Annotated in this window: 26 protein-coding genes; 11 read left to right on the top strand and 15 right to left on the bottom strand. The window is 33.5% G+C overall.

What is annotated here, in order from left to right:
• Positions 1-292: 292 nt before the first annotated feature.
• On the bottom strand, positions 293-1,333 hold the full coding sequence (locus tag AAHF52_RS02535; RefSeq protein ID WP_007301930.1) for a hypothetical protein: 1,041 nt from the start codon (positions 1,331-1,333) through the stop codon (positions 293-295).
• Between the two features lie 384 nt (positions 1,334-1,717).
• Positions 1,718-2,428: a heme ABC transporter permease CcmC gene (ccmC, locus tag AAHF52_RS02530; protein ID WP_007301928.1), complete on the bottom strand. Its 711-nt coding sequence runs from the start codon at positions 2,426-2,428 to the stop codon at positions 1,718-1,720.
• 142 nt (positions 2,429-2,570) lie between these two features.
• Between ccmC and AAHF52_RS02525 the strand changes: the two genes are divergently transcribed.
• Together AAHF52_RS02525 and ykgO are read left to right on the top strand one after the other, a co-directional pair.
• Entirely contained in the window at positions 2,571-3,389 is an 819-nt protein-coding gene (locus tag AAHF52_RS02525; protein WP_264376900.1) for a pyruvate, water dikinase regulatory protein, read from the top strand.
• 69 nt (positions 3,390-3,458) lie between these two features.
• Positions 3,459-3,587 (top strand): type B 50S ribosomal protein L36, encoded by a 129-nt coding sequence (gene ykgO, locus AAHF52_RS02520; protein WP_006015378.1) that lies wholly within the window; start codon positions 3,459-3,461, stop codon positions 3,585-3,587.
• A 212-nt stretch (positions 3,588-3,799) separates the two neighbouring features.
• Here ykgO and AAHF52_RS02515 read toward each other — a convergent pair whose 3' ends face one another.
• Positions 3,800-3,988 (bottom strand): hypothetical protein, encoded by a 189-nt coding sequence (locus AAHF52_RS02515; RefSeq protein WP_007301926.1) that lies wholly within the window; start codon positions 3,986-3,988, stop codon positions 3,800-3,802.
• Between the two features lie 329 nt (positions 3,989-4,317).
• Positions 4,318-6,357, bottom strand: a complete 2,040-nt coding sequence (gene recG / locus AAHF52_RS02510) for an ATP-dependent DNA helicase RecG (protein ID WP_149168943.1) — start codon at positions 6,355-6,357, stop codon at positions 4,318-4,320.
• A 144-nt stretch (positions 6,358-6,501) separates the two neighbouring features.
• On the opposite strand from recG, the gene AAHF52_RS02505 reads away from it, so the two are divergent.
• The gene (locus AAHF52_RS02505; protein WP_245970139.1) at positions 6,502-7,518 is read left to right on the top strand and encodes a hypothetical protein; all 1,017 of its coding nucleotides are present in this window, start codon (positions 6,502-6,504) and stop codon (positions 7,516-7,518) included.
• Between the two features lie 326 nt (positions 7,519-7,844).
• On the opposite strand, the gene AAHF52_RS02500 is transcribed toward AAHF52_RS02505, so the two are convergent.
• The gene (locus AAHF52_RS02500; RefSeq protein ID WP_007301923.1) at positions 7,845-8,093 is read right to left on the bottom strand and encodes a hypothetical protein; all 249 of its coding nucleotides are present in this window, start codon (positions 8,091-8,093) and stop codon (positions 7,845-7,847) included.
• Between the two features lie 363 nt (positions 8,094-8,456).
• Here AAHF52_RS02500 and AAHF52_RS02495 point away from each other — a divergent pair, with 363 nt between their 5' ends.
• The 3 genes from AAHF52_RS02495 to AAHF52_RS02485 all read left to right on the top strand — a co-directional run bounded on the left by AAHF52_RS02495 (position 8,457) and on the right by AAHF52_RS02485 (position 11,458).
• Positions 8,457-9,011 (top strand): hypothetical protein, encoded by a 555-nt coding sequence (locus tag AAHF52_RS02495; RefSeq protein ID WP_007301922.1) that lies wholly within the window; start codon positions 8,457-8,459, stop codon positions 9,009-9,011.
• A 219-nt stretch (positions 9,012-9,230) separates the two neighbouring features.
• Positions 9,231-10,457 (top strand): tRNA (N(6)-L-threonylcarbamoyladenosine(37)-C(2))-methylthiotransferase MtaB, encoded by a 1,227-nt coding sequence (gene mtaB, locus AAHF52_RS02490; RefSeq protein ID WP_010402133.1) that lies wholly within the window; start codon positions 9,231-9,233, stop codon positions 10,455-10,457.
• Positions 10,458-10,516: 59 nt separating this feature from the next.
• Complete coding sequence (locus AAHF52_RS02485; protein ID WP_213863769.1) at positions 10,517-11,458, top strand: P44/Msp2 family outer membrane protein; 942 nt, start codon at positions 10,517-10,519, stop codon at positions 11,456-11,458.
• 279 nt (positions 11,459-11,737) lie between these two features.
• Here the strand turns inward: AAHF52_RS02485 and secD are convergent, their stop codons facing one another.
• The gene (gene secD / locus AAHF52_RS02480; protein WP_012481842.1) at positions 11,738-13,252 is read right to left on the bottom strand and encodes a protein translocase subunit SecD; all 1,515 of its coding nucleotides are present in this window, start codon (positions 13,250-13,252) and stop codon (positions 11,738-11,740) included.
• A gap of 72 nt (positions 13,253-13,324) precedes the next feature.
• Positions 13,325-13,699, bottom strand: coding sequence for a hypothetical protein (locus tag AAHF52_RS02475; RefSeq protein WP_007301917.1), 375 nt, complete (start codon positions 13,697-13,699; stop codon positions 13,325-13,327).
• A 119-nt stretch (positions 13,700-13,818) separates the two neighbouring features.
• On the opposite strand from AAHF52_RS02475, the gene hemC reads away from it, so the two are divergent.
• Entirely contained in the window at positions 13,819-14,697 is an 879-nt protein-coding gene (gene hemC, locus AAHF52_RS02470) for a hydroxymethylbilane synthase (protein ID WP_007301916.1), read from the top strand.
• Positions 14,688-15,572: a UDP-N-acetylmuramate dehydrogenase gene (gene murB, locus AAHF52_RS02465; RefSeq protein ID WP_264376899.1), complete on the top strand. Its 885-nt coding sequence runs from the start codon at positions 14,688-14,690 to the stop codon at positions 15,570-15,572. Before hemC ends, murB begins: the two co-directional genes overlap by 10 nt.
• Before the next feature lie 82 nt (positions 15,573-15,654).
• On the opposite strand, the gene AAHF52_RS02460 is transcribed toward murB, so the two are convergent.
• Complete coding sequence (locus AAHF52_RS02460) at positions 15,655-16,128, bottom strand: hypothetical protein (protein ID WP_264376898.1); 474 nt, start codon at positions 16,126-16,128, stop codon at positions 15,655-15,657.
• 118 nt (positions 16,129-16,246) lie between these two features.
• On the opposite strand from AAHF52_RS02460, the gene AAHF52_RS02455 reads away from it, so the two are divergent.
• Both AAHF52_RS02455 and pyrE read left to right on the top strand, forming a co-directional pair.
• Positions 16,247-17,425, top strand: coding sequence for a dicarboxylate/amino acid:cation symporter (locus AAHF52_RS02455; protein ID WP_264376897.1), 1,179 nt, complete (start codon positions 16,247-16,249; stop codon positions 17,423-17,425).
• A 1-nt stretch (position 17,426) separates the two neighbouring features.
• Positions 17,427-18,017 (top strand): orotate phosphoribosyltransferase, encoded by a 591-nt coding sequence (pyrE, locus tag AAHF52_RS02450; protein ID WP_213863764.1) that lies wholly within the window; start codon positions 17,427-17,429, stop codon positions 18,015-18,017.
• A 202-nt stretch (positions 18,018-18,219) separates the two neighbouring features.
• On the opposite strand, the gene AAHF52_RS02445 is transcribed toward pyrE, so the two are convergent.
• From AAHF52_RS02445 to AAHF52_RS02415, 7 genes are all read right to left on the bottom strand, one after another.
• Positions 18,220-19,200 (bottom strand): IS481 family transposase, encoded by a 981-nt coding sequence (locus tag AAHF52_RS02445; RefSeq protein ID WP_342068487.1) that lies wholly within the window; start codon positions 19,198-19,200, stop codon positions 18,220-18,222.
• Positions 19,201-19,262: 62 nt separating this feature from the next.
• Positions 19,263-20,261 carry a phage tail protein gene (locus AAHF52_RS02440; protein WP_230609259.1) on the bottom strand — a complete coding sequence of 333 codons (999 nt, stop codon included), beginning with the start codon at positions 20,259-20,261 and terminating at the stop codon, positions 19,263-19,265.
• A 104-nt stretch (positions 20,262-20,365) separates the two neighbouring features.
• Complete coding sequence (locus tag AAHF52_RS02435) at positions 20,366-21,115, bottom strand: hypothetical protein (protein ID WP_019236525.1); 750 nt, start codon at positions 21,113-21,115, stop codon at positions 20,366-20,368.
• Between the two features lie 162 nt (positions 21,116-21,277).
• Positions 21,278-22,069: a baseplate J/gp47 family protein gene (locus tag AAHF52_RS02430; protein WP_264376896.1), complete on the bottom strand. Its 792-nt coding sequence runs from the start codon at positions 22,067-22,069 to the stop codon at positions 21,278-21,280.
• Between the two features lie 2 nt (positions 22,070-22,071).
• Positions 22,072-22,407 (bottom strand): GPW/gp25 family protein, encoded by a 336-nt coding sequence (locus AAHF52_RS02425; protein ID WP_096097272.1) that lies wholly within the window; start codon positions 22,405-22,407, stop codon positions 22,072-22,074.
• A gap of 7 nt (positions 22,408-22,414) precedes the next feature.
• Complete coding sequence (locus AAHF52_RS02420) at positions 22,415-23,446, bottom strand: YhcG family protein (RefSeq protein ID WP_264376895.1); 1,032 nt, start codon at positions 23,444-23,446, stop codon at positions 22,415-22,417.
• Positions 23,447-23,481: 35 nt separating this feature from the next.
• Entirely contained in the window at positions 23,482-23,736 is a 255-nt protein-coding gene (locus tag AAHF52_RS02415; RefSeq protein WP_264376894.1) for a PAAR domain-containing protein, read from the bottom strand.
• Between the two features lie 134 nt (positions 23,737-23,870).
• On the opposite strand from AAHF52_RS02415, the gene AAHF52_RS02410 reads away from it, so the two are divergent.
• Positions 23,871-24,851, top strand: a complete 981-nt coding sequence (locus AAHF52_RS02410; protein WP_342068486.1) for an IS481 family transposase — start codon at positions 23,871-23,873, stop codon at positions 24,849-24,851.
• Positions 24,852-24,900 lie beyond the last annotated feature (49 nt).

Raw genomic sequence — 24,900 nt, 5'->3', positions numbered from 1 at the left:
GCTCGAAATCTATCTTCGTCTGCAGACTTTTCAACTTCATTAATTTATAATCTCTAGTTAAAGTATATTGTACTTATGTATAGATAACTTCTATCATAGCTATATACATTTTTCTGAGTTTTTTTGTATTACTTAGGAGGATCATCATGTTTAAAATCATGGATTACGCATATCATTGACATAAATGCCTTAAAAGGACAGATGGTACCTACGTCCTCTTTATATAGATTATGTATTTGTTCAGATACGACTAAATTGTGTCTAGTGTAGAAAAAATTAGACAAATTCAGCCTTATATAGAACCAAATTCAACGGAAGTAGAATTATCCTCATTTCCATAATAGTAAGGATTTGCTTCTTGCGTATTATTAACAGCAGTTTTTAATAGTACTTCCTTATCACTATTCCATGCAACTTTCTCCATAATTGGAATATAATCCTTACACTTTTGATTATCTCCACAATCCTTGATTTTACCATCATCATTTAGATAACGCTTCAATGCATCATAGTATACTTTAGTGTTATTACCCTCTTTATCTATCATTTGTCCTAAGGTATTAACAAGTATCAATGGTGCAACTTGTTTTGCTTTTACAACACTTGTTTCACTGGGCTCTCTAAAGAGATTAGGACATGCTCCTCTGGAAAAAAAGCTTTTGTTGAATTCTGGATTACTATGGTAAACGTTCGGGTAACAGAAACTCTTAATCTCTTCTTCTTGACACGCTAACTCTATTTGATCATCCACACATTTTTCACATTCTATATTACCAAGCCAGGATATTGAATTAAGATCCTCTGTAAAGGCAAATTTAAAATTTACTGCACCATAATTACCATTTGCTCCCTCTTCTATATATTTTGCAATCTTAGGATTACTGTACATCTCAGGATATAATTCCTTTAGTAAATCAGATGAACTAAAACCTTGACAACCTATCTTATTATCAACTTTATAAAAATGAGAATACGGCCCACAATTTTCATACTTGGAACAATCTGAGGTTACTTTTCGAGATGTAATTTCTCCATTTTCATTCTCTCCTTCATCGGTAACAGGTTCGCCCGTACCACTTCCTTTTTTACATTCTTCAGCTATTTTTTTATACCACTCAGTCTCTGCTTTTGCTCGCTTAACTTCCTCTTCACATTTCGTAAGCTTCTTTTCTACTAGTTCAAAATCCTCTTTTACTACGGAACTATTTGTAAATTCCTTCTCAGTCGTAGTTTCACCTTCAGTGATCTCATCTATATCCTCTTCACCATAAAAAAGTTTGTTGTTATATAAATAACTATTATTAATTTGGTCACTATAGGTGTTTTTTGACATCGGAACCTCCTCTACAGTCAAAATTGAAATTGTATTAAAATAAAAAAACTACAAATTTAATGTGAGTAAAAGAAACCACATTTCAAGAAACTTCATGGTAACTTAGGAGCTATTATAAGCTAAAGTAATTAAAAATTTAATAACTTGAATTATAAATATAGCATATCTATCAATAGAAATTTTCTTTCAATTTCTAACGTATCTTTGCTAATTTTGCATACAGTTCACCTTAGAGAGTCATGATTCTTCTACTTTCATGTGATTAATCACTATAATCTTGAAGTGTGGTTTGTACGTAATTAGTTCTGGAACTTGCTAATGGATGATTGCTCTACATTTTAATCTCTGTCGCTGTTCACAACATTACACTCTGGAACTGCATACCTAATACCGCATACTGATTTCTCTCTTTATCTTCTGCAAATTAATTAAATGAAGGGCATTAAGTATCCACACTACTAAAAAAAGTGTGGTACAAAATATAAACATTGCAATGAGTGGCAGCAGTAAAGAACCTTCTATTGCTACTCCACCTTTTCTAAAAATACTTGCTGGCTGATGAAGAGTAGACCATAAATTCACAGAAAATTTTACTATGGGAATATTTATAGCACTAAAAATGGCAAATACTGCTGATGATTTCTCTGCTCTTGCTTGATTATCAAAAGCGCTCCACAATGAAAGATAACCAACATACAGAAAAAACAAAATCAGCATTGAAGTAAGCCTTGCATCCCATACCCACCAAGTACCCCATGTTCCTTTTCCCCAGACGCTACCTGTGATTAAGCATATTGCCGAAAAGACTGTCCCTGCAGGAGCAGCAGCATGTGCCAAAACACTAGCAACGCTATTGTTCCACACCAATGAAATGAAACTGAGTGATGCAATGAGTCCGTATATTCCAAGAGCAAGCCATGCAGAAGGCACATGAAGATACATAATTCGTACGATTTCTCCTTGTTTATAATCTCCTGGGGAGAAGAATAATGCTAAGAACATTCCAATTAAAAAACATGCGAAACAAATAACCCCAAGCCAAGGTAGAGCTTTTTTAGTAAAAGAAGTGAAATTTGTAGGCTTTAATAAAAACATTTGTTTTGAGAATAATTGTGTTAAGAATTTATCAATTAGTTTGAGTTTTATCAACAAGATAGTTTTTCTATATTTACGTAGTATAATAAATTAGCACAATTTCAGTAGCAGATTGCTTGCTATTATTTTTAGTATAACGTTGATGACCCTTAAAAAGCTTAACCTACACTTAGTGTCAGATTCAAGTGGTGAAACTGTTATATCAGTTGCAAAATCAGCCCTGAAACATTTTCGTTCTGTAGAAACTATCGAATATGTTTGGTCTTTTGTAAAAGGAGAAGAGCAGATCGATAAAATTCTGGAGGAAATTGAGAGAAAAAGTGATGAGCATAACTTTGTTATATGCACTATTACTGATGATGGGCTCAGAAAATATCTAAAAGATAATTGTATCAAGTTAAAAATTCCATATCGAGCAATATTATCACATATTATTAGAGAAATCTCATCCTATCTTGAAATTGAAAAGGATGAAAAACTTGACCTGTATACTGAAATAAATAACGAGTATTTTCAGCGCATTGAGGCAATAAACTATACCATTAATCATGATGATGGACAAAATATTCAAGATATTGATAAAGCCGATATAATTTTGGTTGGAGTTTCACGCACATCAAAATCTCCCACCAGTATGTATTTAGCTTACCGAGGCTATAAAGTTGCAAATGTTCCTTTTGTTAGCGAGATACCCTTTTACGTCGACTTAGCAAAATTAAAAAATAAACTGACTATAGGAGTAACAATAGACGTAAGAAGGCTAATAGAAATACGCAAAAATAGACTGACTTCAATTAATAATGAAGGTAATAATATATATGCTGACCCTAGAAAAGTAGAAAAGGAAATTAAAGAAGCAGAGGAGTTCTTTAAGCAAAATAACTGGCCAATTATTGATGTCACGCAAAGGTCAATCGAAGAAGTATCAGCAACAATTATACAGTATTTTAATAAAATGTGAAAAATTTATCAATTGACTAACTCTCTGTCAGTGATCATAATGTAAGGTAATTCTATTCTTACTGTAGATATGAAAGTTAAAGGGTCACTAAAATCTCATCGTAACAGAGATAAAAATTGTAAAGTTGTGAAAAGGGGTGGTAAGGTTTATATTATAAATAAGGTAAAGCCAAGATGTAAAGCGCGTCAAGGTTCTTAGCTTTTTGTTTTCCTTTTTATGTCATATGTTTTTCATATGGAAGCATGGTTAGAAAGAAACAAAAACTGTTGCATAGCACTGCCCATTTCTTCTCTTACATTATATTTTGGTATTAACATGATTACAGGCAGACGTGGCTTGTTAACATTAATTAACTTAAAAAAAAGAAATTAATTACGTGCGTCAACAAGTCCATGAATTTTAGTTCCACCCTAAGCCCTCTTGAGCTTGAGAATTTTTTCTATATATAGGCTGAGCATGAATGACATCTGATCATCAATTATGCAAATCTTGTTGTGCATACTTAAGTCATTTTGCCAAAATTCCCTTTTTGCATCACCTTTTAAACCTCTTGTGTATACTTCTGTAATTGTGGTAAATTTTTGATCATTGGCAGCCACTTCTCCACACTGCTTCCATACATATTCTCAACTTCTTCTCGCTTTTACTGTGTATTCCTTTTGTGCTCTTTAAAACGGTACCTTCTATATATATATTTATTGTCATTAGGCTAAGTTACCGCTTTTTTTCCATTTTTATACTTCCTGCCCTTGATTAATTTGACCTGCTAACATTTTGTTTACAGGGCCTGCTATTAACTCTGCACAATTTATTCTTATGGTAAAAACTTCTTCTTCACTCTTATTTTTCCTTAACTTGACGCATATGGTTTGTTAAATACTCCCGTCTGTCAAGGAATTTCTACTCATGAAGGTTATGGCTTGGAAGATTACTGAAATTTTGAAAAATGTAGTCTACTTCTATATTCAAATATATCAAGCAGTAATTCAAAATTAGCTATTGTACCTTTTGCACTATTATATGCAAGGTTGAGCAATTCTCTGTCCTCATATAAATCAGCAAATTTAAACTCCATGCACCCTGATTGTTTTGTGCCTAGAATATCTCCGCTACCCCTCAGCATCATATCCTTTTCAGCAATATAAAATCCATCTTGTGACTCACACATAATCTTTAACTTTGAATACGAACTTTTACTGAGATTGTCATATAACAGTACACAAAAAGACGGTTTATTTCCTCGTCCTACTCTACCTCTTAACTGATGTAATTGCGATAACCCGAACTGCTCTGCATTCTCTATAATCATAATAGTTGCATCTGGTACATCTATGCCAACTTCTATCACAGTGGTTGCAACAAGCAGAGAAAATTCATTTCTCTTGAAGGAAAACATCACTTGATCTTTCTGCTCTTGAGTTAGTTTTCCGTGTATTATTCCGACTCTATCAAAAAATGTCTTTTGTAGTTCCTGAAAGCGCATTTCTGCTGCGGCAATATTGAGTTCTTCGTTTTCTTCTATGTATGGACAAATCCAATATGCTTTTTCGCCTCTATTTATAGCATTTTTCAGTCTTTGAATAATATCTGATACTTTTTTAACGTTCATAATAACGGTTTTTATTGGCAATCTAGATTTTGGTTTTTCCCTTAAAATAGAACATTCAACATCACCATACATAGCTTGCTGCAAGGTTCTTGGAATGGGAGTTGCAGTAACAAAAAGTATATCGGTATTTTCTCCTTTTCCTACCAACCGATTCCTCTGTATCACTCCAAATCGCTGTTGTTCGTCTATGACTGCGAGTCCTAAATTTTTAAATGTAACGTTAGCTTGAAATAATGCATGAGTACCAATTACTATATTTAAAATACCACTTGCAAGTTCGTTCATAATAATCTTTCTTTCCTTGCTCGCAGTTTTACCGGTAAGCAAAGCAACTTTTATATCAGTACAAGATAGAGCTTCTTCGATCCAATTATAATGTTGCTCAGCCAAGATAGTAGTTGGTGCCATTAGAGCTGCTTGCATGTTATTTTCTACCACATTCAGCATCGCAAAGAGTGCAACTACAGTTTTGCCACTCCCAACGTCACCTTGCAGCAGACTTACCATGCGGTATCTGGATTTTTGTCTTTCTGAGATTTCATCTATCGCTCGAATTTGATCATTTGTTAATTGGAACGGTAATTCATTTAAGACCTGCTCTTTGTATTTACTCAATATTATAAATTCTTTTCCCTCTTTTTTTACATGATTTTCCCTTGCAAGCTTTAGTGCCAACTGGTACGCAAATAGCTCATCATAAGCAAGTCTTTCTCTGCAAACTTCTGCTTCTGCGAGTGAGCTCGGTCTGTGCAATCTTATGATGCTTTCTTTCCAATTCAGCCATTTCTTTTGCTTGATTAATGTTTCATCTATCCACTCTGGCAAATCAGGCAAATCTTTTAGATTAGAACTTATTATGTTTCTAATGCTCTTGTTAGTAATACCGCGACATAATTGGTAAACTGGCTCTATGCAGGCTATTTCTTTAAATTGATTGATATCAGATAACATATAATCTGGGTGAGTAATTTGCCAATGTTCGGCAAACTTTTCAAGTTTACCACTGATTACTATATCTGTTCCAACTGGAAATAATTTATACAAATATTTAACTGAGTAATTAAAAAAAACTATAAATAAATACTGACTTTCACTTTCAACGATTATTTTATATGGCCTACCTCTAACAGTGGGGCGCTGGTGCTCATACACTTTTGCCATAAAAGTTGTAAATTCTCCTACTTGAGCATCAGGTAGTGATTTACTTCTATCCACATAACTGAGCGGCCTATAAAACAGCAAGTCCATTACTCTGTCTCCACCGCAAAGTTTAGGCAATATTGCGGAATGAAACTTTGGTATATTCTCAATTTTACTATTTAGAAAAGTCAGCACACTTGACTGCTCATCAACATTCATACTGTGTAAAACCGTTTATTCATAATAGAGCCTTACTAAAATCCTGTCACCCTATTATGACTGTCTATGTTAAGTATATTATTGACATATTAACTATTTTTATGTATTATTATACTATCAGCAATTCATATCAAAGTATTAACAATGAACAACTCTACACAGGAAAAAAATGAAAATCCAGTCGTTACACTAAAAGCTCAGGCAGAAAAGTTTGATTTCAGTAAGTTAAGAGCTTCAAGAGATAATAAAGCAGCAAATTCTGGTGAAGCTATATATAAAGATTTTGACAGAATGGACTTTGTTATTAAAGACAGAAATATAGACAAAATCTTAATTAAAGCGCTGGTAAACAGAAATAAGGAAGGATTTGATAAGATTTGGGAAGAATATTGTGAAGATCCGGAAATCCCTAGTGATAAAAAAACTGATCAATATAAAGAAGAGATTAAAAGATTTTACGATTTAGGTAAAGAACACACGCATCTATTACCGAAAGAAGGAGATAAAAACAAGAGTTATCGTGCATTTGCAAAAGAAGTTTTTAAGGAAATATTTGAATATGCCAACGCTCAGGTTCCAAGTGACTCTATCTTAGAGGAATTGGTTACCAATTGTAATCAGGCAGGGTATGAAGCTGGTGTATTTATAGAATCTCAATTTGCACTTAGCCAACATTCATTGAAAATACTCTCACCTAAAAAAGTTATAAATATCTATTATGTTGACCAAAATAATGTGAGTGTTAGATCTGATATGACATTACCAATACTCTCCCAAGAGAGTGATGTTCAATTAGGTGACAAGGTATGCGATCTATCCAGCTCACTAGAATTTACACTTGAATCTCAAGATGGGAAAGATGATGTGATATATAAAGATGGCAAATTGTCACTTACTGTGCCTAGAAAATTGAGAGATTACAAAATTGATGGCAGAAGTTTATTTGATACCATTAAAGAATATTTCTACAAATTCTGCGAGAAGTTAGGATTCAAGTTTGAAGTAGAAATAGAACACAATTTTGAAGAAGAAGATTCTTTATATGAAGGTGAGGAGTATAACTTTGAGGGAGCACGTCTTGTGTTTCAAGAACAACCTCAAAACTATATAGAAGATCCAGATGTGGATCCTCTTAATAAAAAACGTGAAATTTCACCTTGATAATATGTACTAGACGCAACTTAATCTGACAGAAAAACTAATGTCAATCTCTATGTTTGATGCTACTAATATTTTTCTAAAAAGCAATATGCTTGCTATCAAGAAAAGTCTGCATAGCAATATTTACCTAAATGAGGCCTTGTCTCAATTCCTAAATATAGCTGTGATTTTCTGGTTTATCATAGCCCATATCAGTCAAAATGCGCGATAATAGCACCATCAAAGAAAGATATATTAAAAAGATTAGCGGCAGTAATTGCAGTTTTCTCTGTTTGCCATAGCAACTCTTGAGTAGGTATCAGTAATAATGATAATCTATATATCTGCTATAAAACCTCGAGATCCGTAGAATAGGGCTGACTAAGGTTCTCATACATTCCTGTATGCTGAGAACATAAAAGCTCTTTTGATTCTATTCCTAAATCCTCAAGTATTTGCTCCTGTTCAGCTATAAGTTCTAATAGCCCTGTTCCACTTTCACTTACTTCACTTCGTTCAAGACACATAAGTTCTGTTAACTCTGCTATGTCTTCTCTAGAAAGCTGATTTTTTTCAGAAAAAGTTGCTTCACTCATATGGTCCTCTTTTTGATATAAAGAGTATCTTATACAAGAGAATAACTAAAATAATCTAAACTCTTGTGTCATATTTGTAGCTTGGTGTAGTTATATGGTACATTTCAGATAAGAGTACTGATTATCTAATTGTAGGAGAAGACCTAGTCAAAATATAAAAAAGCAGTGGAATTTGGGGTGGTAAATTCAGAAGTGTCTGAATAACTGTGTGAACTAAGTTCGGAGGAGAATAGTATCAAGAAAGGAGAAAATTATATGGTCTTACCTTTATTGATGTATTAATTGAGAAGAGTTCTTAAAAGTTAATGTTTTGTTAGTTGTTTCATACTAAAATAGGCATATATAAATAATTAGGAGAATGTTATGCGGTCTAATTCCAATTCACTTAATAAATACGGATATGTATCTGATGCAAATGGATTGTCTCACCAACAAATGGGAATGTATGATGATTTAGGAAGATATGAAGTTGCTGATGAAGATATGATGTACCAAAAAAACTATGGTATTATTGGTGATAGTTTAAAAAAAGTAACAAATCTGACTGGAGATACAGCAAAGAGTATAGCAGATTACCTTATTAAACCTGTTAGTGATCAGGTTGCAAAGCAAATCGTTGTTCCATTAGGAACGGAGATTATAAGTAAAATTGTCGTACCTATTACAAAGAAAGTTGCAGAACAAAATCAAGACATGATAAAAGAGCTAACAGATAAACTCATGGTTCGCGTGGAAGATTTTGCTCGGTTACAAATAGAAAAATTAAAAGAAGACGTAAAGCAAGAGATAACATCAATACCAGGTAAAGTTTTAGAGAAGATAAAACCTTCTTCATGGCTTCCATGGAAAGCAGAAAGTTTGGATGAAGCTTATTCTGACACTTATGTACCAAATGATATAGATGAATTTGCATGGTAGAGCTTCAAGGTTTAGCAAAATGTTTTTTGGTTTATATTCGCTTGAGGTTAACATCATTGGCCTTAAGCTTTTTTTAATGCTAAATGATCTTACTGTATATCTACAAATTCTTCCTGTGATTTTCAACTCTAGAGGTTATGCTTAAATTATAATATCTACCAAAAAAATAGTCATTTTGCTTGGATATTTGATATAATTTAGATCTATTAAAGCAAAAGCATGAATGAAGTAATAACATTTGGTTGTCGTCTAAATTTCTACGAGAGTGAGTTAATCAAAGAAGCATTAAAAAAAGCAAAGAGAGAAAATGTTGTTGTAGTGCATAGCTGTGCAGTGACAAACGAAGCAGAACGCCAAGTGAAGCAAAAAATACGTAAGATCTATAAAAACGACCCAAGTAAAGAAATTATCGTAGTTGGCTGTGCCGTTCAATTAGATCCTAAATCATATAGTGATATTCCTGGTGTAAGTAAAGTGCTAGGTAATCAAGACAAGCTAAGAGCTGAAAATTATCTACTAAATAATGATGAAATCTTAGTCAGTGATAACCAAGTAGAACCTATTCTCATTAATGGATTTGAAGATAAATCAAGGGCATTTATTGAAATTCAAAATGGTTGTAATCATAGTTGTACATTTTGCTCAATTACTGAGGCAAGAGGAAATAATCGATCTGTGCCAGTAAACAATATTATAGAGCAAATTAAGATTTTTATAGAAAATGGGTATCAAGAAGTGGTGTTTACAGGTGTTGATATTACTGATTTTGGTACAGATTTGTTTGGTAAGCAATCACTCAGTTCAATGATTAGAAGAGTTTTAAAGGATATACCACAGTTAAAGAGACTAAGACTTTCCTCTATTGATGTTGCTGAAGTTGATGATGAACTAATGGATTTAATAGCTAATGAGTCAAGACTTATGCCTCACTTACACTTGAGTCTACAGTCTGGTAATAATTTAATACTAAAGAGAATGAAACGTCGTCACAATAGAGAACAAGTGATAGAATTTTATCATAAAATGAAGAGCTTAAGACCTAATATAGCATTTGGCGCTGATATTATTGCTGGATTTCCAACAGAAACTGATGAAATGTTTCAGGATACAGTTGATTTACTGAAAAAAATAAATGTAGTTTATCTACATGCTTTTCCATATTCAGAGCGGAAAAACACACCTGCTGCACGGATGCCACAAATACCAGAGAATGTACGTAAAGAACGAGTAAAGCATCTAAGAGAAATAAATAAAGAAATGATGAGCAGTTTTTATCAATCTTTGCTCGGCACTGAGCAAAGCGTTTTGGTTGAGCAGAATAATATTGGTAGAACAGAAAATTTTGCATTAATAAAACTTACATCAAGAGTTCAAGCTAAAAGTATTGTGAAAGCTCATGTTAAAGGAATAGAAAATAATTGTTTAATTGGAAATATTATTTCTTAATTTTTGTACATTAAAGGAATATATGATATAGTAGTTATACTATAAGTGATAATTCATTTATGATAATTAGAATATCTATTGCTTTATTTTTCATCTTCATTCCGTGTGTCTATTTTTTTATTACTTATATCAGTAACAATACACACATTGAGCAAGTACAACCGTTAAAATTAGAAACAGATAATAATGAAAGTGTAATACGTTCTGAAGAGGTTGCTGAAAGAGAAATACCAATAAAATATCAAGAACTTAAAAGTAGTTCACCTTCTATTTTCCAAGCAGCTGGTCAGAAAAATATGTTGCCACGTATTACAGATCAAGCTGAACCTACAAAGGCAAAATCAAAAAAACTTGATTTCTATGTTAGTGCTAACGGTGGTAAGATATACAATGATAATTCAGAAACATTTGTAAAGGGTATAAAGGCAATAGGAGAAAGGTTTATTAATTTAATCAATACAGCTAATCCTAATCTTTCTTTGCAAGAAAAAGTAGTATCATTGTTTATCAAAGCGGGATTAGTGGATGAAATTCAGAGTATAGAGAAATTTAACGGCAAAATTGATTTCCAGTGGCTTAGGAGCGTATCTTTAGGTTACTATGCTGGGGAAAATGGCCGAGTTGATTTTGAAGCTATGTATTCTACAGCCAATATTAAAGATAGTAATTCTCCTCCGGTATTTGAGAAATCAGCAAGCGTGTTTGCATTTTTATTAAACTTCTATTATAACTCCAGCATTCAAGATACACAATTTGCTCCGTATATTGGTCTTGGTATAGGGCCAACAGTTTTTAGATTAAAAAAGATTAATGGGTCACCAGAAAATTCAATGCCACTGAATGTTCCTTGGTTTGCTTATCAAATAAAGCTTGGTGTTGACTACTCAATAATCCCAGAAGTTAAAACCTTTTTCGGCTATCGTTACTTTAGTATCCCAATACCTATTGCAGATGATATATCCACTCATAATATTGAAGTTGGTTTGATGTTTAATTTTTAGTAATAATATCTTTTCAATTCTAATATCCTGATTTCCATTCAGAAATTTGATAAATCTATCCATATCTTTAATCTTATGGCCATATCCTTTGTGATAGCCTGAAGATGGTTTCTGTTTCTTTTTTCCTTTTCTTCCACAAATATATTGGTTTTATGCTCACTAAATTGGTGAGCATGTTACAACGTTTTTGACGACGAAAAGACTGGATAGCTACTTTCATGACAACCATTTAGTTGTCTTTTCTCGTCTATCTTATTTTGTCACTCTGCTGAACAGATACTAAAGTACTAGCTTTTGTGGGTTGATGCACAATTCTATCAGAAGTTTTGTGACTATAATTGCAGAAAACATCGAGCATAAAACTCCTATCGATAAAGTGATAGAAAATCCTCTAATTGCTCCGCTACCAATAATGAACATTATTCCTGAAGCAATTAGTGTAGTGAGGTTTGAATCAAGAATTGTTTTTATTGCGTTTTTAAATCCTTCTTCAATGGCACGAGCTGTTCTTTTTCCTGCTCTTATTTCTTCGCGGATGCGTTCAAATATTAAAACATTTGCATCCACTGACATGCCAACAGTTAGCGCAATTCCAGCAATTCCAGGGAGAGTAAGAGTTGCTTCAAGTAAGGTAAGAATGAGTAGTATAGAGATTACATTAAAAACGAGTGCAACAGACGCTAATAAGCCTAATTTGCCGTAAGTAATGATTATAGATAAACCAACGGCTATGATAGAGATTATTGCTGCAATTTCTCCTGCTTTTATTGACTCTTCTCCAAGGCTTGGACCAATGTTTTTTTCTTCAATTATTTTAAGTGGTGCAGGTAGTGCACCTGATTTTAAAAGTATTGCAAGTTCACTCGCTTGTTTTTCAGTGAAATTACCGCTAATTTCTCCCTCTCCATTTAGAATAGGTTCACGTATTGTTGGTACAGTTAAGACTGTGTTATCTAAAACAATTGCAAAAGGCTTTCCTACATTTTCTTTAGTAATTTTTGCAAATTTTTTACTTGCTATGCTGTCGAATTTGAAATGTACTGTTGGTTTACCTAAATTGCCAAATCTAACTGATGCGTTAACTAATGAATCACCGCCTATTTCAGTTTTGCGGAATATCGGGTAGGAATTACCCAAAGAATCCTTGAGCATAATCGTAGTGTCATGATCGATATCTTGCATTTTAGCTACATTGGTGTTTGCCAAATGGAAGGCCAGCTTGGCTGTTTTGCCAAGCAGAGATTTTATCTGCTGAGTGTCTTCTACTCCAGGAACTTGGACTAATATCTTATTTTGTCCTTGTTTTTGCACACTTACTTCCTTAGTACCAAGCTTATCTAAGCGTCTTTGAACATTAACTATTGACTCTGAAACTACTTCATTGATTAATGAATTCTTATAATGCGGTTTATATGAAATGAAAATTGCAGTATTTTTTCTACTCAATTCTAAATTTGGGTTTATTTTATGTATTAACGTTGAAACTTTTTTGTAATCATCAATATTATTTAAAGTTACAACCACTTGTTTATCGTTTTTTGCGCTAAATTCAATCTTTTGTGTTAACAGACCTTCTTTTATTTCATCGGTTAGCATGCTTAGTTTCTCTTTGAAGTAAAAATCTAAGTCTACATTTAGAAGCAGAGATGATCCACCTTTCAGGTCAAGCCCTAAATTTATTCTCTTTTTTGAGGTAAAGAACTTATTATCAATAAAATTTGGCAGTATTATATATAAGGACAGCAAAAAAATTAGTAACACTGAAAGAGATTTAACTATTATCTTGTTTGGCATAAATTTAAACTATATTAGTGCATTGTAGACCGAATAGTTGCTAATCACAAGCACCTAAAAGATTAGGACCGCCTAAAGCCCTGATCTATAATTGATGGTCTGCGTTTGTTTTTCTAAAATATCATTATAAATCCATGAATGAGGTTCAGAGGTAGCTTTAAGATTCTCTATTTGTTTATTTTTTCTAATGCTATCAATCGGAAGGTAAATGCATAAACCAAGTATTGAGAAAGTAACTATGGTAGCTGGTATGTGAATAGCAAGAAATTCACTATAACTTGGATCTTTCCAACCGAGAGGACTAGATAGAGAAGGATGAGAGGAAAATCTGGGAATTGCTACTACTGCACTTAATGCTGTTAGAATAATAGCGACAGTAGTACATACAAGAGGTAAAATATTCTTTTTATTAAATCTGCCATTAGAATCTTTTAAAATATCAAACATACATACTCCTAGATTACTAAATGTTCGTGATACTAAGGGCTAATTGTAAAATGTTCAATAACTAAATTGGAGATAATAAAAAATGGGCATAGAATATAGACATATAATATGAAGGATATATGCTAGTTAAAATAGGTACGAGAGGAAGCGACCTTGCGCTCATCCAAGCTTTGGAAGCAAAACAAAGATTATTAGAGTCTTTTCCTAATCTATCCGTTGAGATCATTAAAATCAAAACTTCTGGTGATAAATATGCTAATGTAACCCTTGCTGAAATAGGAGGTAAAGGACTGTTCCTCAGGGAGATTGAGGCTGAATTACTCAAAAATAATATAGATATGGCGGTTCATTCGCTAAAAGATGTACCTGCGTTTTTCTCGAAGGACTTAACAATTCCTTGTGTTTTAGAGAGGCTAAGTCCATGTGATGTATTTATTTCTCATAAATATAAGAGCCTAAAAACTTTGCCACAGCAGGCTACAATTGCAACTTCTTCAATAAGAAGAAAAGTTCAGCTGTTAAATCTCAGGCCAGACTTAAATGTAGTGCCACTGCGTGGAAATGTGACAACTAGACTGCAAAATCAGAATTTTGATGGAATGATTTTAGCTGAAGCAGGGCTGATAAGATTAAAAAAATATCACTTAATTACAGAGGTATTGCCACCAAAAGTCATGTTAAGCGCAGTAGGGCAGGGGACAATTTGCATTCAATGCCGAAAGAATGATATAAAAGTTATCGATCTTTTAGAGAAAATTAATAATAATATGTCTTTTATAAGGGCAAAATCAGAGCGCAGTTTCATGAAGACAGTAAATGGTTCATGCTTTACACCGCTTGCAGCTTTAGCAGAATATGTGAGTGAAAACATGCTACATCTTTATTGTATGTTAGCGGGCGAGAGAGTTATATACTTTACTGAACGCACTTCGTTTGTAGAAGATGCAGAAAAAATGGGTATGGATGCAGGATTAGAGTTAAAATCAAAATGCTTATAAGCTTACCTAAAGTATGTGGAATCTACCGTTATAATGTTTCAATGTCTAAAATGACTTGGTTAAATGTTGGTGGCCAAGCTGATGTACTATTTAAGCCACGTGACATTGAAGATCTAATGTGCTTGATAAAAGATGCGGAGTTACCAATTAGCGTTATCGGTGCAACATCCAACATAATAATTCGAGATAGTGGCATTCGAGGAATAACGGTGAAATTAGGTAAGGAATTTGCGTATATTAAATGTAAAGATAATAGCTCCATAGTTGCAGGTGGTGCTGCACTGCTTAGTAACCTTGCCTACTTTGCAGGGGAACAGCAAATTAGTGGGCTTGAGTTTCTTGCTGGAATTCCAGGAACAGTTGGCGGTGGAATAGAAATGAATGCAGGTGCATATGGTAGTGATATTGCGAGTGTTGTAAAATTTATAAGGGCAGTGAATCTAGAAGATGGAAATTTATATGAATTCTCCAGCGAAGAAATGGGATATTTTTATCGTGGACATAGTCTAAAAGGCAGGTGGATTTTTATTGAAGCTGAATTTAAAGGAGTAAGTTCAGAGTATGAGCTTATATTGCAAAGATTGAAAGAAGTTATTGATAAAAAAAATAAAAGTCAACCAGTAAGAGGAAAAACTGCTGGTTGTATATTCAAAAATCCAATAGGCTGCAAGGCATGGAAACTGATTGATGAATCTGGCTGCCGAGGATTAGATAATGGTGTAGCTAAAATTTCTAAGAAACATTGTAATTTTCTACTCAATTACAATAATGCAACTGCACTTGACTTAGAAAACCTTGGCAACAGAGTACAAGATGCAGTAAAAGATAAATTTAACATTGAACTTGAGTGGGAGATAAGGGTTTTGGGTAGGTAACTTCTAACCTTCTCTAATATGACCTATTTCAATTGAGTACACTTCAATTTAAGTCCAAGGTACACTATTTTGCGAGGATAATTTATGCTTCCTTTGAAGAAAAGCATTCTTTTATTTTTTCAATTACCGGCTCTATAATGTAGTGATTTATTTTCTTAATCATAGGTTCTACAATCATATTTCCAACAATAAGGCCTGTAATTGGGGCAATAATTCCTATTGTCGCACCCATCAAAACTGCTGATCCTGTATTTAACATTACACCAGGAAAAATAGCACCTATAGCTGCACCAAGACCAATCCCGATTGCAGTGCTAGTAACGCCCATACAAAATATAGGGAAAATGCATTCTCGATTTACTTTATCTTCCTTATAATCACAATATGTAAGGTATGCGATAGATAATATTGTAGAAACAGCAGCAATAATTCCACCTATAATGGAAGGTGATAAAATTGCGAAACTTGGACCAAGACCTACAAGCAATCCTATTGAAATATTCATTCCCATTAATATTCCAACAAGGATTAACTCTTCTTTAGTTTTTTTATCCATACCCCTCCTTAACACTTAATTAATAATAAAATGTTACTCATCTTTACTTAACCTGTAAAGTTATCTTAACCTAATTTCAAAAATTATTGTATAATATCATTTTGAGGTTTTATTTTCAATGCGCAAACTTGCAATACTCTTTTCTATACTGTTTGCGGTAATTGCTTACTATTTAAACAATGAAGTAATATTTGAAATAGCAAAGCTATTTAGCGATATATTCATCAGTCTGTTGAAATTGATTAGCTTACCTTTAGTTTTTCTATCTATAGTGTCCACAATTTCAGGGCTTAAAGACTCAATTGAAATTAAAGTATTACTTAAGAAGACGCTGTTTTACACGCTGTTTACAACAATTGTAGCTGCATTTGTTGCGTTATCTTTCTATTTATTCATAGACCCAGTAAGAAAAAATTTCATAAGCAACACAATAGAAAGTGTGAGTGACAGCAATCACAATTACTTTTCATACTTAAAATCACTCATTCCATCAAATTTTGTGCAAGTTTTTCTTGAAAATAACGTTATTGGCAGCATATTGATTGCTTTTTTGATGGGTGGAGCTATTATTTCGCTCTCAAAAGAAAAACAGGATATATTACACCAAATATTCTCTGCACTGTTTGATACACTTCTTAAAATTGCTCAAGGGTTGTTAAAGTTTATTCCTCTTGCTGTATGGTCTTTTATCACATGTTTTTTATACGAGTTAAAAGGTGGCAGCGAATTCCATAGTCTTTTTTGGTATTTTGCTTGCATAATGTCTGCAAATTTCGTGCAAGCATTTGTGATTTTACCACTACTCATGTGGTATAAAGGTATATCACCAATTCAGACGCTAAGGGGAGTTATGCCGGCACTCATACTGGCATTTTTTTCTAAATCATCCAGTGCGACACTACCGACAACCATAGACTGTGTGCAAAATCAGCTAAAAGTGCCAAAGAAATTGTCATCTTTTATTCTACCAATATGTACAACTATCAATATGAATGCGTGTGCTGCATTTATTTTAATCACAGTGATGTTTGTTGCGGAGATGAATGGGCACACATTTTCCTTAAGTGAGATGTTCATATGGATTTTCTTAGCTACAGGAGCTGCAATTGGCAACGCTGGAGTGCCGATGGGGTGCTATTTTATGGCAACTAGTTATTTGGTATCAATGAACGTTCCTTTGTACATTATGGGGCTGATTTTACCTATTTATACAATCATTGATATGTTTGAAACTGCAATAAATGTTTGGTCTGATGTCTGTGTAACGCAGATAATTAATAAAGAATGTAAAACTTAGAATGATACTAGACAATCCGATAATAAAAGAGTTTGAAGAGGCTGGTGCGATTTTGCACGGACATTTTGTACTCTCGTCAGGGCTGCACAGCAACACTTACATACAATGCGCTAAAATTTTTGAAAATCCAAGCAGAGCAATGAAGGTTTGTGAGCTATTGGCAAATAAAATAAGAAAAGAGCTTGTTGAACCCATAGACTTAATACTATCTCCTGCAATTGGTGGAATAATTGTGGGTTATGAGATTGGTAGACAGCTTGGAATCCGAACAATATTTTGCGAACGTGTTAATGGTAAATTTGAATTACGCCGTGGATTTGAGATTAAACAAGGTGAGAAGATATTACTAATTGAAGATGTGATTACCACAGGTAAATCTTCACTTGAAGCAGTAAAATGTGCAGAAGAGAAGGGAGGTAAAGTTGTTGTTGAAGCTTCTTTGATAAAGAGAAGTAGTGAAACAAAACTACCTTTTTCTATTATATCTTTGATTGAACTGAACATTCAAAACTATAGCGAGAAAGAACTGCCAAGTGAGTTAAAACAATTACCCATAACGAAACCTGGGAGTAGAGAATATTTAACAAAGTAATTCTATATAGTATATTTTCTCTTGGTTTAGCTAAGGGTTTTATGGGTTTTTTAAATTTTGCCCATAAAACCCCTTTCATGATTAAAAATACACTAAATCTTGGTTTTCACATGTTTCATCTCGTGCAGCAGAAAACAATAAGTGTGTGATTCATATAGGTCATAACAACTGATTTGTCAGATTAAGTCTGAATTTTAAATAGTTAAGTAACGTTGTGTTTTTGAATTGACTTTAATCTTTGATCATGCTTGTAATTTTGCATGACAAAAGGCTCCTTTGACGGAATGTAATTTTTTTGCACTTCACTTAAACAAGGAATTGTACTTTCTAGCTCTTTATATTTTTCCCATGGAGTTTTCCCTTGAAGAGAGCTATGAGGACGTTGTCTATTATAATGGTTTTCCCAATCTCTGAGTTTAATTTGTAGGTCAGGATCCTTGATGTTAACACTACTGTAAAATTCATCTAAATCTGTACGCTGAGCTCTTTCCACTTTACCGTTTAAATGCGGGGAAAATGGCTTGATAGGACGAAATTTGATTTTCCATTTTTTCAAATATTCTTGCACCCCATAAGCAAAAAATTCCTGTCCTCTATCGGTTTGAATTCTTTGACAATGAAATGGCATTTTTTCTCTTAGTTGTTCAAGAAAATCTAGAGTGTTTTCTGCAGTACGTCTTGGGTACAATGTAACAACTTTATAACGTGTACAATCATCTATAGCGGTATACTGATAAAGTTCAGAAGCTATTTTGCATACATCCATCTGTATACGTTCTCCTGGTACTTTACAGTTGTAACGCTTTATTTGTTTGCGGTAATGACGTTTAATACGTAAAAGACTTACATCATATTTTTTGAAAACTTTGTGTATAGTAGCCAATGAAAAAGAGAGATCATGTAAACGTTTCAATTCAGTTTGAATACGTCTTGCTCCTAATTTTCTAGTTTTTCTTAAGTGGAGAATAAGTTGATCACTAGATATATTGGTTTTTTGTAAAGGTGAGGTTTTAGGCCTGCTACTAAGATTTTCTAATCCTTTTTCACCAAACTCCTTGTAACGTTTACACCATTTGCGTAAGGTAAAGCGTGAAATATTATAGTGCTGACATACTCTTCCTGCATGACCTAATTTTTTATATAGGTTTACCCAATTCAGGCGTAGCTTAACTTTAGAGTCCATTTACTTGCGGCTTTTATTGTTGATATACTTCCCACCATAATTGTAATAAGGTATATAAACTATCACAAGTACAAATTTCTATTTGATCTTACATTTTTATTGTAATAACCTATATGAATCACACAGCTAAACCTTTCTAAAATTGGCTTGTGTTTTAAATTCCAACGTTGCCCTGAAAGTTTATCGTTTCCCAATACAAATTTATTTCCTTCTTCTTCTATGCTATCAACCGGAAAGCACGCATTTGTTTCTCCTAAGTTCCAACTGTCCGATAATATAACTTGCGCTTTCGCAAACTTTATTTCTGGTAATAAGCTCTGTGGTAGTGGATATAGTGCTTTTAAATTGTACCACTGATGATTTCTTTCATAAATGCCTTTATAATCCCTTGTGTGAGGTTCTGTTTCCCCAAGTACTGCTACATCTAAGCGATATATGTCATTACTAAATGCTTGCTCATAATGGTTACGTAGATAACTCTCTATAACCTTAATTGATGTACCACTAAACCAAAAAAAATTTACTCTTCCAAACGATAATACTGGTCCATCTTTTTCAATTTTTATCCCTGAGTAATCCGATAACAAATTTCCAAAAAAGCTTTCATCTAATATAAACCTATCAACGTTATAGTGATCATTGAAAATCCTCATTAGCCGCGATCTTGCTGGTAACGATAGTTTTGCAAGTTCTACTACTGCATCTACAAAAAAGTCATTTGGAACATCTTTTATTCCTATCTGTAATTCAAAAAAGTGCTTGCCAGATGGCTCCTCAATAATTGTAATATCTTCTATATTCGCCCACTTTAGTGCTATTTTGAGTGATGCTGGAGTTCCTCTCAGTCTTTGAAATTTTACTCCTTCTACTACGGCTTTTCTTTTATCCTTTATCCAACGTAGAATTTCCCCCAATTCATATTCCTCAATCAACCACGGCAGTATTTCATCTTTGAGACTAAATTTAAATTCCCTGATGCAACTTGGATTAACTTTGTAGTCGATTGCTTCTACTAGCACTTTTTCTTGCTTTGTTGCGTTTGGCGGTAATAAACTTTTCATTTGCTTTTTCTTGCTCTAACTCTTTTGCTTATATGATACATAAGTAAACAAGAGATAGTTCTGACCTTGGTACGGAAATTTCCTCATTAAAAGTGTATCTGTTACTAAATTTGCTTAACGTAAAAACTGCTTGCCGTTACATTAGACATACTACTTCCAGGCTCATTGAGAGATACTCTGTTTTTTTTATTATCTTCTATTCTATGATTTCTACCACCGAGAGATACAATACCTTTGTTGGCAATGCAAATTATCATATCACCATCAGATTTTGTGAATATCTCTTTCTCCTCGCTTCTAGTATAGTTATGGCTATCATGCAACGCTTTTGCAATACTGTAAATGAGCTTCATATCACCATATGATACTTTTTCAATGCCAGCTCGTGTCAATGCTTTTAGGTCTGAACATATCCTGCTTGCAATTTGGTTAATAATAGCTTTTCTGCCATGCAACCCTCTTTGAATTTCCACAATATCAATCTCAATAATAGCTGTTCTGTCTTCCTTACTAAGCTTGATGTTGGGATGTTCTCTTTGCAGATCGTCAATTTCTTTCTGCTTCAGTTTACTTGAAAAGCACCTGGGTATTGAAAACGCAACAAATCCAGATCCAACTTTCAAGATCTTCATGCCCAACTCTGCACTGCTTCTTAACATTTCTGCGTGTAAACAAACCCTTGGATGGCCATCCACCACTTCTTTTAATGCAACTCTTGCATCTCTTTTAACCTTATCTGATGAATTACACCAATTACATGGATTAAACACATAAACTATTGCATGTAATGGCAAAAGTAGTGCTCTGCCTACAGCCCCGCAAAAGTTTGCATTTGATTGTTGTTCCTGTGCCATTAAAATACCCCCTAATGTTACCTATTTAAGTTTTGTATCCTCCACACATACAATATAATCTGAGGTAATATCGTGTCAATTGATTTACTGCTAATGTAATATATTCAAAAATATTATGAACTTCTTAAAAGTGCTTGCTAGTAAAAGAATACGTTTCAAATCCTATATTTCCTCTAATTTAACATGACTAAGAACTGCACACTCATTACCTAGCACCACAACATCCTCTCTTGGCTCGATTAATTCTACGTTTTCTACTCCTTCCACAAACAAATTCGCTATTATCCAAGATTTTGTAACATTCCATCCCAATCTTTTGCTTGCTTCAAACTTCTTGATGAACTGCTTCTTGATTTCCTCCTTTGATATCACAGGACTTATGCTCATTCTGCTGTGAATATCTATTTCCGTAATATTGCAACCAACTACTGTTACTGTATCTGTTAAAACCCTTATATCATCTCTAGTAACCTGCTTTTTTACAATTTCTAGTAGCTCTTCTGACAATATGCCAGTTTGTGTTGATAAGATTGAAATTTGTACTTTTCCTGGTATAGGTGATTCTACTAGTGCATCTTTTACTCTACTATCTGCTGACAGTGCATGATATTTATAATATTCCTTACTTCCTCCTGTTGACCAACCTGCTATTTTTGCTTTTACCCTCTTTCTAAATCTTTCATCCTCTTCTTCTTTTTCTCTCTCTACTCCATAAAATTCAGCCAAATTATCAAGATCTTCTCCCTTTGCAAATTTCAGTAAATTACTCTTTACTGCTTCGTTCATCCTTTGTCTGAGCAAAAGTTCTCGCCATGCTGCTACCTCCAGAATCTTTATCGCTGGATCACTTTCCACCAATCCTGTAAAGCTTGCATCCCGACTCACTAACTCTTCTTTCATTCTGAAAAATATTTCCTCAAAGTTCAGTGGTTCGATAATATTTGGCTGCTGCATTTTTAAACAACTACTCCATTAATATTTATGAACTTACCTTCTGAAAGATAGACACCTTCTAAATTCAATGTTACTCTCCCTTCTTTTACTTCTGTTATCTTCACTTTCTCTAATTTAAACCTTCTCTCCCATTTTTCCAAAGCTTCTGCAGTTGCTGCATATATCTCAAGTGTTAAATCTCTATTTATTGGCTTATCCACCAATTCAAATAATCTTGACCCATAATCTCTCCTCATTATTCTACTGTTAATAGGAGTGGTCAGTATATCAATTATCGATTGCTTTAAGTGCTCTATTCCCTCTAATTCTTTCCCTGTTTTAGCATCCATTCCTTTCATATATTTTTCATGGATTTGACTTAATACTTGCATGTTTTTCACGTGCTATAGAAATAGCCTTTCTCAACTTCTTTTCAAGAATTTCTTTAGAAGGAAGCTGTGTTAAATACTGTGCAACATGAATATTAGAGCCTTCGAGTTCAAGATATTCTATATCCTCTTGATCCTTATCAGCACATAAAATAATCCCTAACGGTTTTTCTTCACCTGCTTTTCGTTCATTTTTATCTAACCAATTTAAATACCATTCCATCTGTCCTTTATAAGCTGGTTCAAAGCGACCTATTTTTAGTTCTATTGCTATAAGGCGTTTTAATCCTCTGTGAAAAAATAGCAGGTCCAAATACCTGTCAGTTGTTTTAGTACTCATCCTTTTTTGACGTGTTACAAAACAAAAATCATTTCCAAACTCTTGTAAAAATTTTGTCAATTCATCCAAGATTGTATTTTCTAGATCAGTCTCACTATAACTTGATGGCAATTCCATGAAGCTAAGGAAGTATGGGTCATGAAAAATGAATTCTGGTGCTAACATATTTTCTTCACGTAAATTTTTTATACTCCTTCTTATAAACTCTTCAGGTTTTTTTGCTAGCGCTGTACGTTCATACAACATAGTATCGATTTTACTACGTAGTGCCCTAACACTCCACCTTTCAATACGACACATTTCTATATAATAATTACGCTTCAGCTCATCAGAAATTGCAATAATTTCTACAAAATGTGACCAACTCAATTGTTGTGACAGTGTCGCGACAATTTCTTGATCAGAAAAGAATTTAGAAAATTGCACCATACGAAATAATGACGCTCTATCAAACCCACGTCCATATTTAATCTGAAGTTCTTTTGCAAGTTGGGAGATGATTTGCTTCCCATAATCTGCACGTTTGTGCTTTAGAATATCTTGATCAATTCTAGAGCCAATTTCCCAGTTTAACAATACTAGAGTAGAATTGAATTGAACAGAAAGATGATTTTTTGCTCTATCTATTAAATTACTAATGTCTCCTAATAGGCTAGTAGTTATATCCATATTCATAACTTTATTTTTGATAAGTATAGCATATTTTATCCTGAAAAAATGTTACTGCTACCACTGATCACCTTGGAACCACAAGAAACCATATCACCAACTCTTCCCACTCCAAACCCATTTGCAAACACTGTTTTTGATCCTTCAGTTAATACTCTACCTTCTGTAAAATTATCTCCTTTCCGGCAAACTGGCTTACCATTTACAAAAACATTGTTACTGCCACTAACGCAAAAATGTAGTGTTGCTTCTGCACAATAATCTCCTACTCGCACAACCGATTTATTCATCAATTAAGCTGTGTGATTCATATAGGTTATTACAATAAAAATGTAAGATCAAATAGAAATTTGTACTTGTGATAGTTTATATACCTTATTACAATTATGGTGGGAAGTATATCAACAATAAAAGCCGCAAGTAAATGGACTCTAAAGTTAAGCTACGCCTGAATTGGGTAAACCTATATAAAAAATTAGGTCATGCAGGAAGAGTATGTCAGCACTATAATATTTCACGCTTTACCTTACGCAAATGGTGTAAACGTTACAAGGAGTTTGGTGAAAAAGGATTAGAAAATCTTAGTAGCAGGCCTAAAACCTCACCTTTACAAAAAACCAATATATCTAGTGATCAACTTATTCTCCACTTAAGAAAAACTAGAAAATTAGGAGCAAGACGTATTCAAACTGAATTGAAACGTTTACATGATCTCTCTTTTTCATTGGCTACTATACACAAAGTTTTCAAAAAATATGATGTAAGTCTTTTACGTATTAAACGTCATTACCGCAAACAAATAAAGCGTTACAACTGTAAAGTACCAGGAGAACGTATACAGATGGATGTATGCAAAATAGCTTCTGGACTTTATCAGTATACCGCTATAGATGATTGTACACGTTATAAAGTTGTTACATTGTACCCAAGACGTACTGCAGAAAACACTCTAGATTTTCTTGAACAACTAAGAGAAAAAATGCCATTTCATTGTCAAAGAATTCAAACCGATAGAGGACAGGAATTTTTTGCTTATAGGGTGCAAGAATATTTGAAAAAATGGAAAATCAAATTTCGTCCTATCAAGCCATTTTCCCCGCATTTAAACGGTAAAGTGGAAAGAGCTCAGCGTACAGATTTAGATGAATTTTACAGTAGTGTTAACATCAAGGATCCTGACCTACAAATTAAACTCAGAGATTGGGAAAACCATTATAATAGACAACGTCCTCATAGCTCTCTTCAAGGGAAAACTCCATGGGAAAAATATAAAGAGCTAGAAAGTACAATTCCTTGTTTAAGTGAAGTGCAAAAAAATTACATTCCGTCAAAGGAGCCTTTTGTCATGCAAAATTACAAGCATGATCAAAGATTAAAGTCAATTCAAAAACACAACGTTACTTAACTATTTAAAATTCAGACTTAATCTGACAAATCAGTTGTTATGACCTATA

Origin of the sequence: Wolbachia endosymbiont (group B) of Melanargia galathea (genome assembly GCF_964030625.1) — a bacterium.
Taxonomy (GTDB): Bacteria; Pseudomonadota; Alphaproteobacteria; order Rickettsiales; family Anaplasmataceae; genus Wolbachia.
Note: the sequence above shows the minus strand (reverse complement) of the source record. Positions and strands in the feature narration are given on the sequence as shown.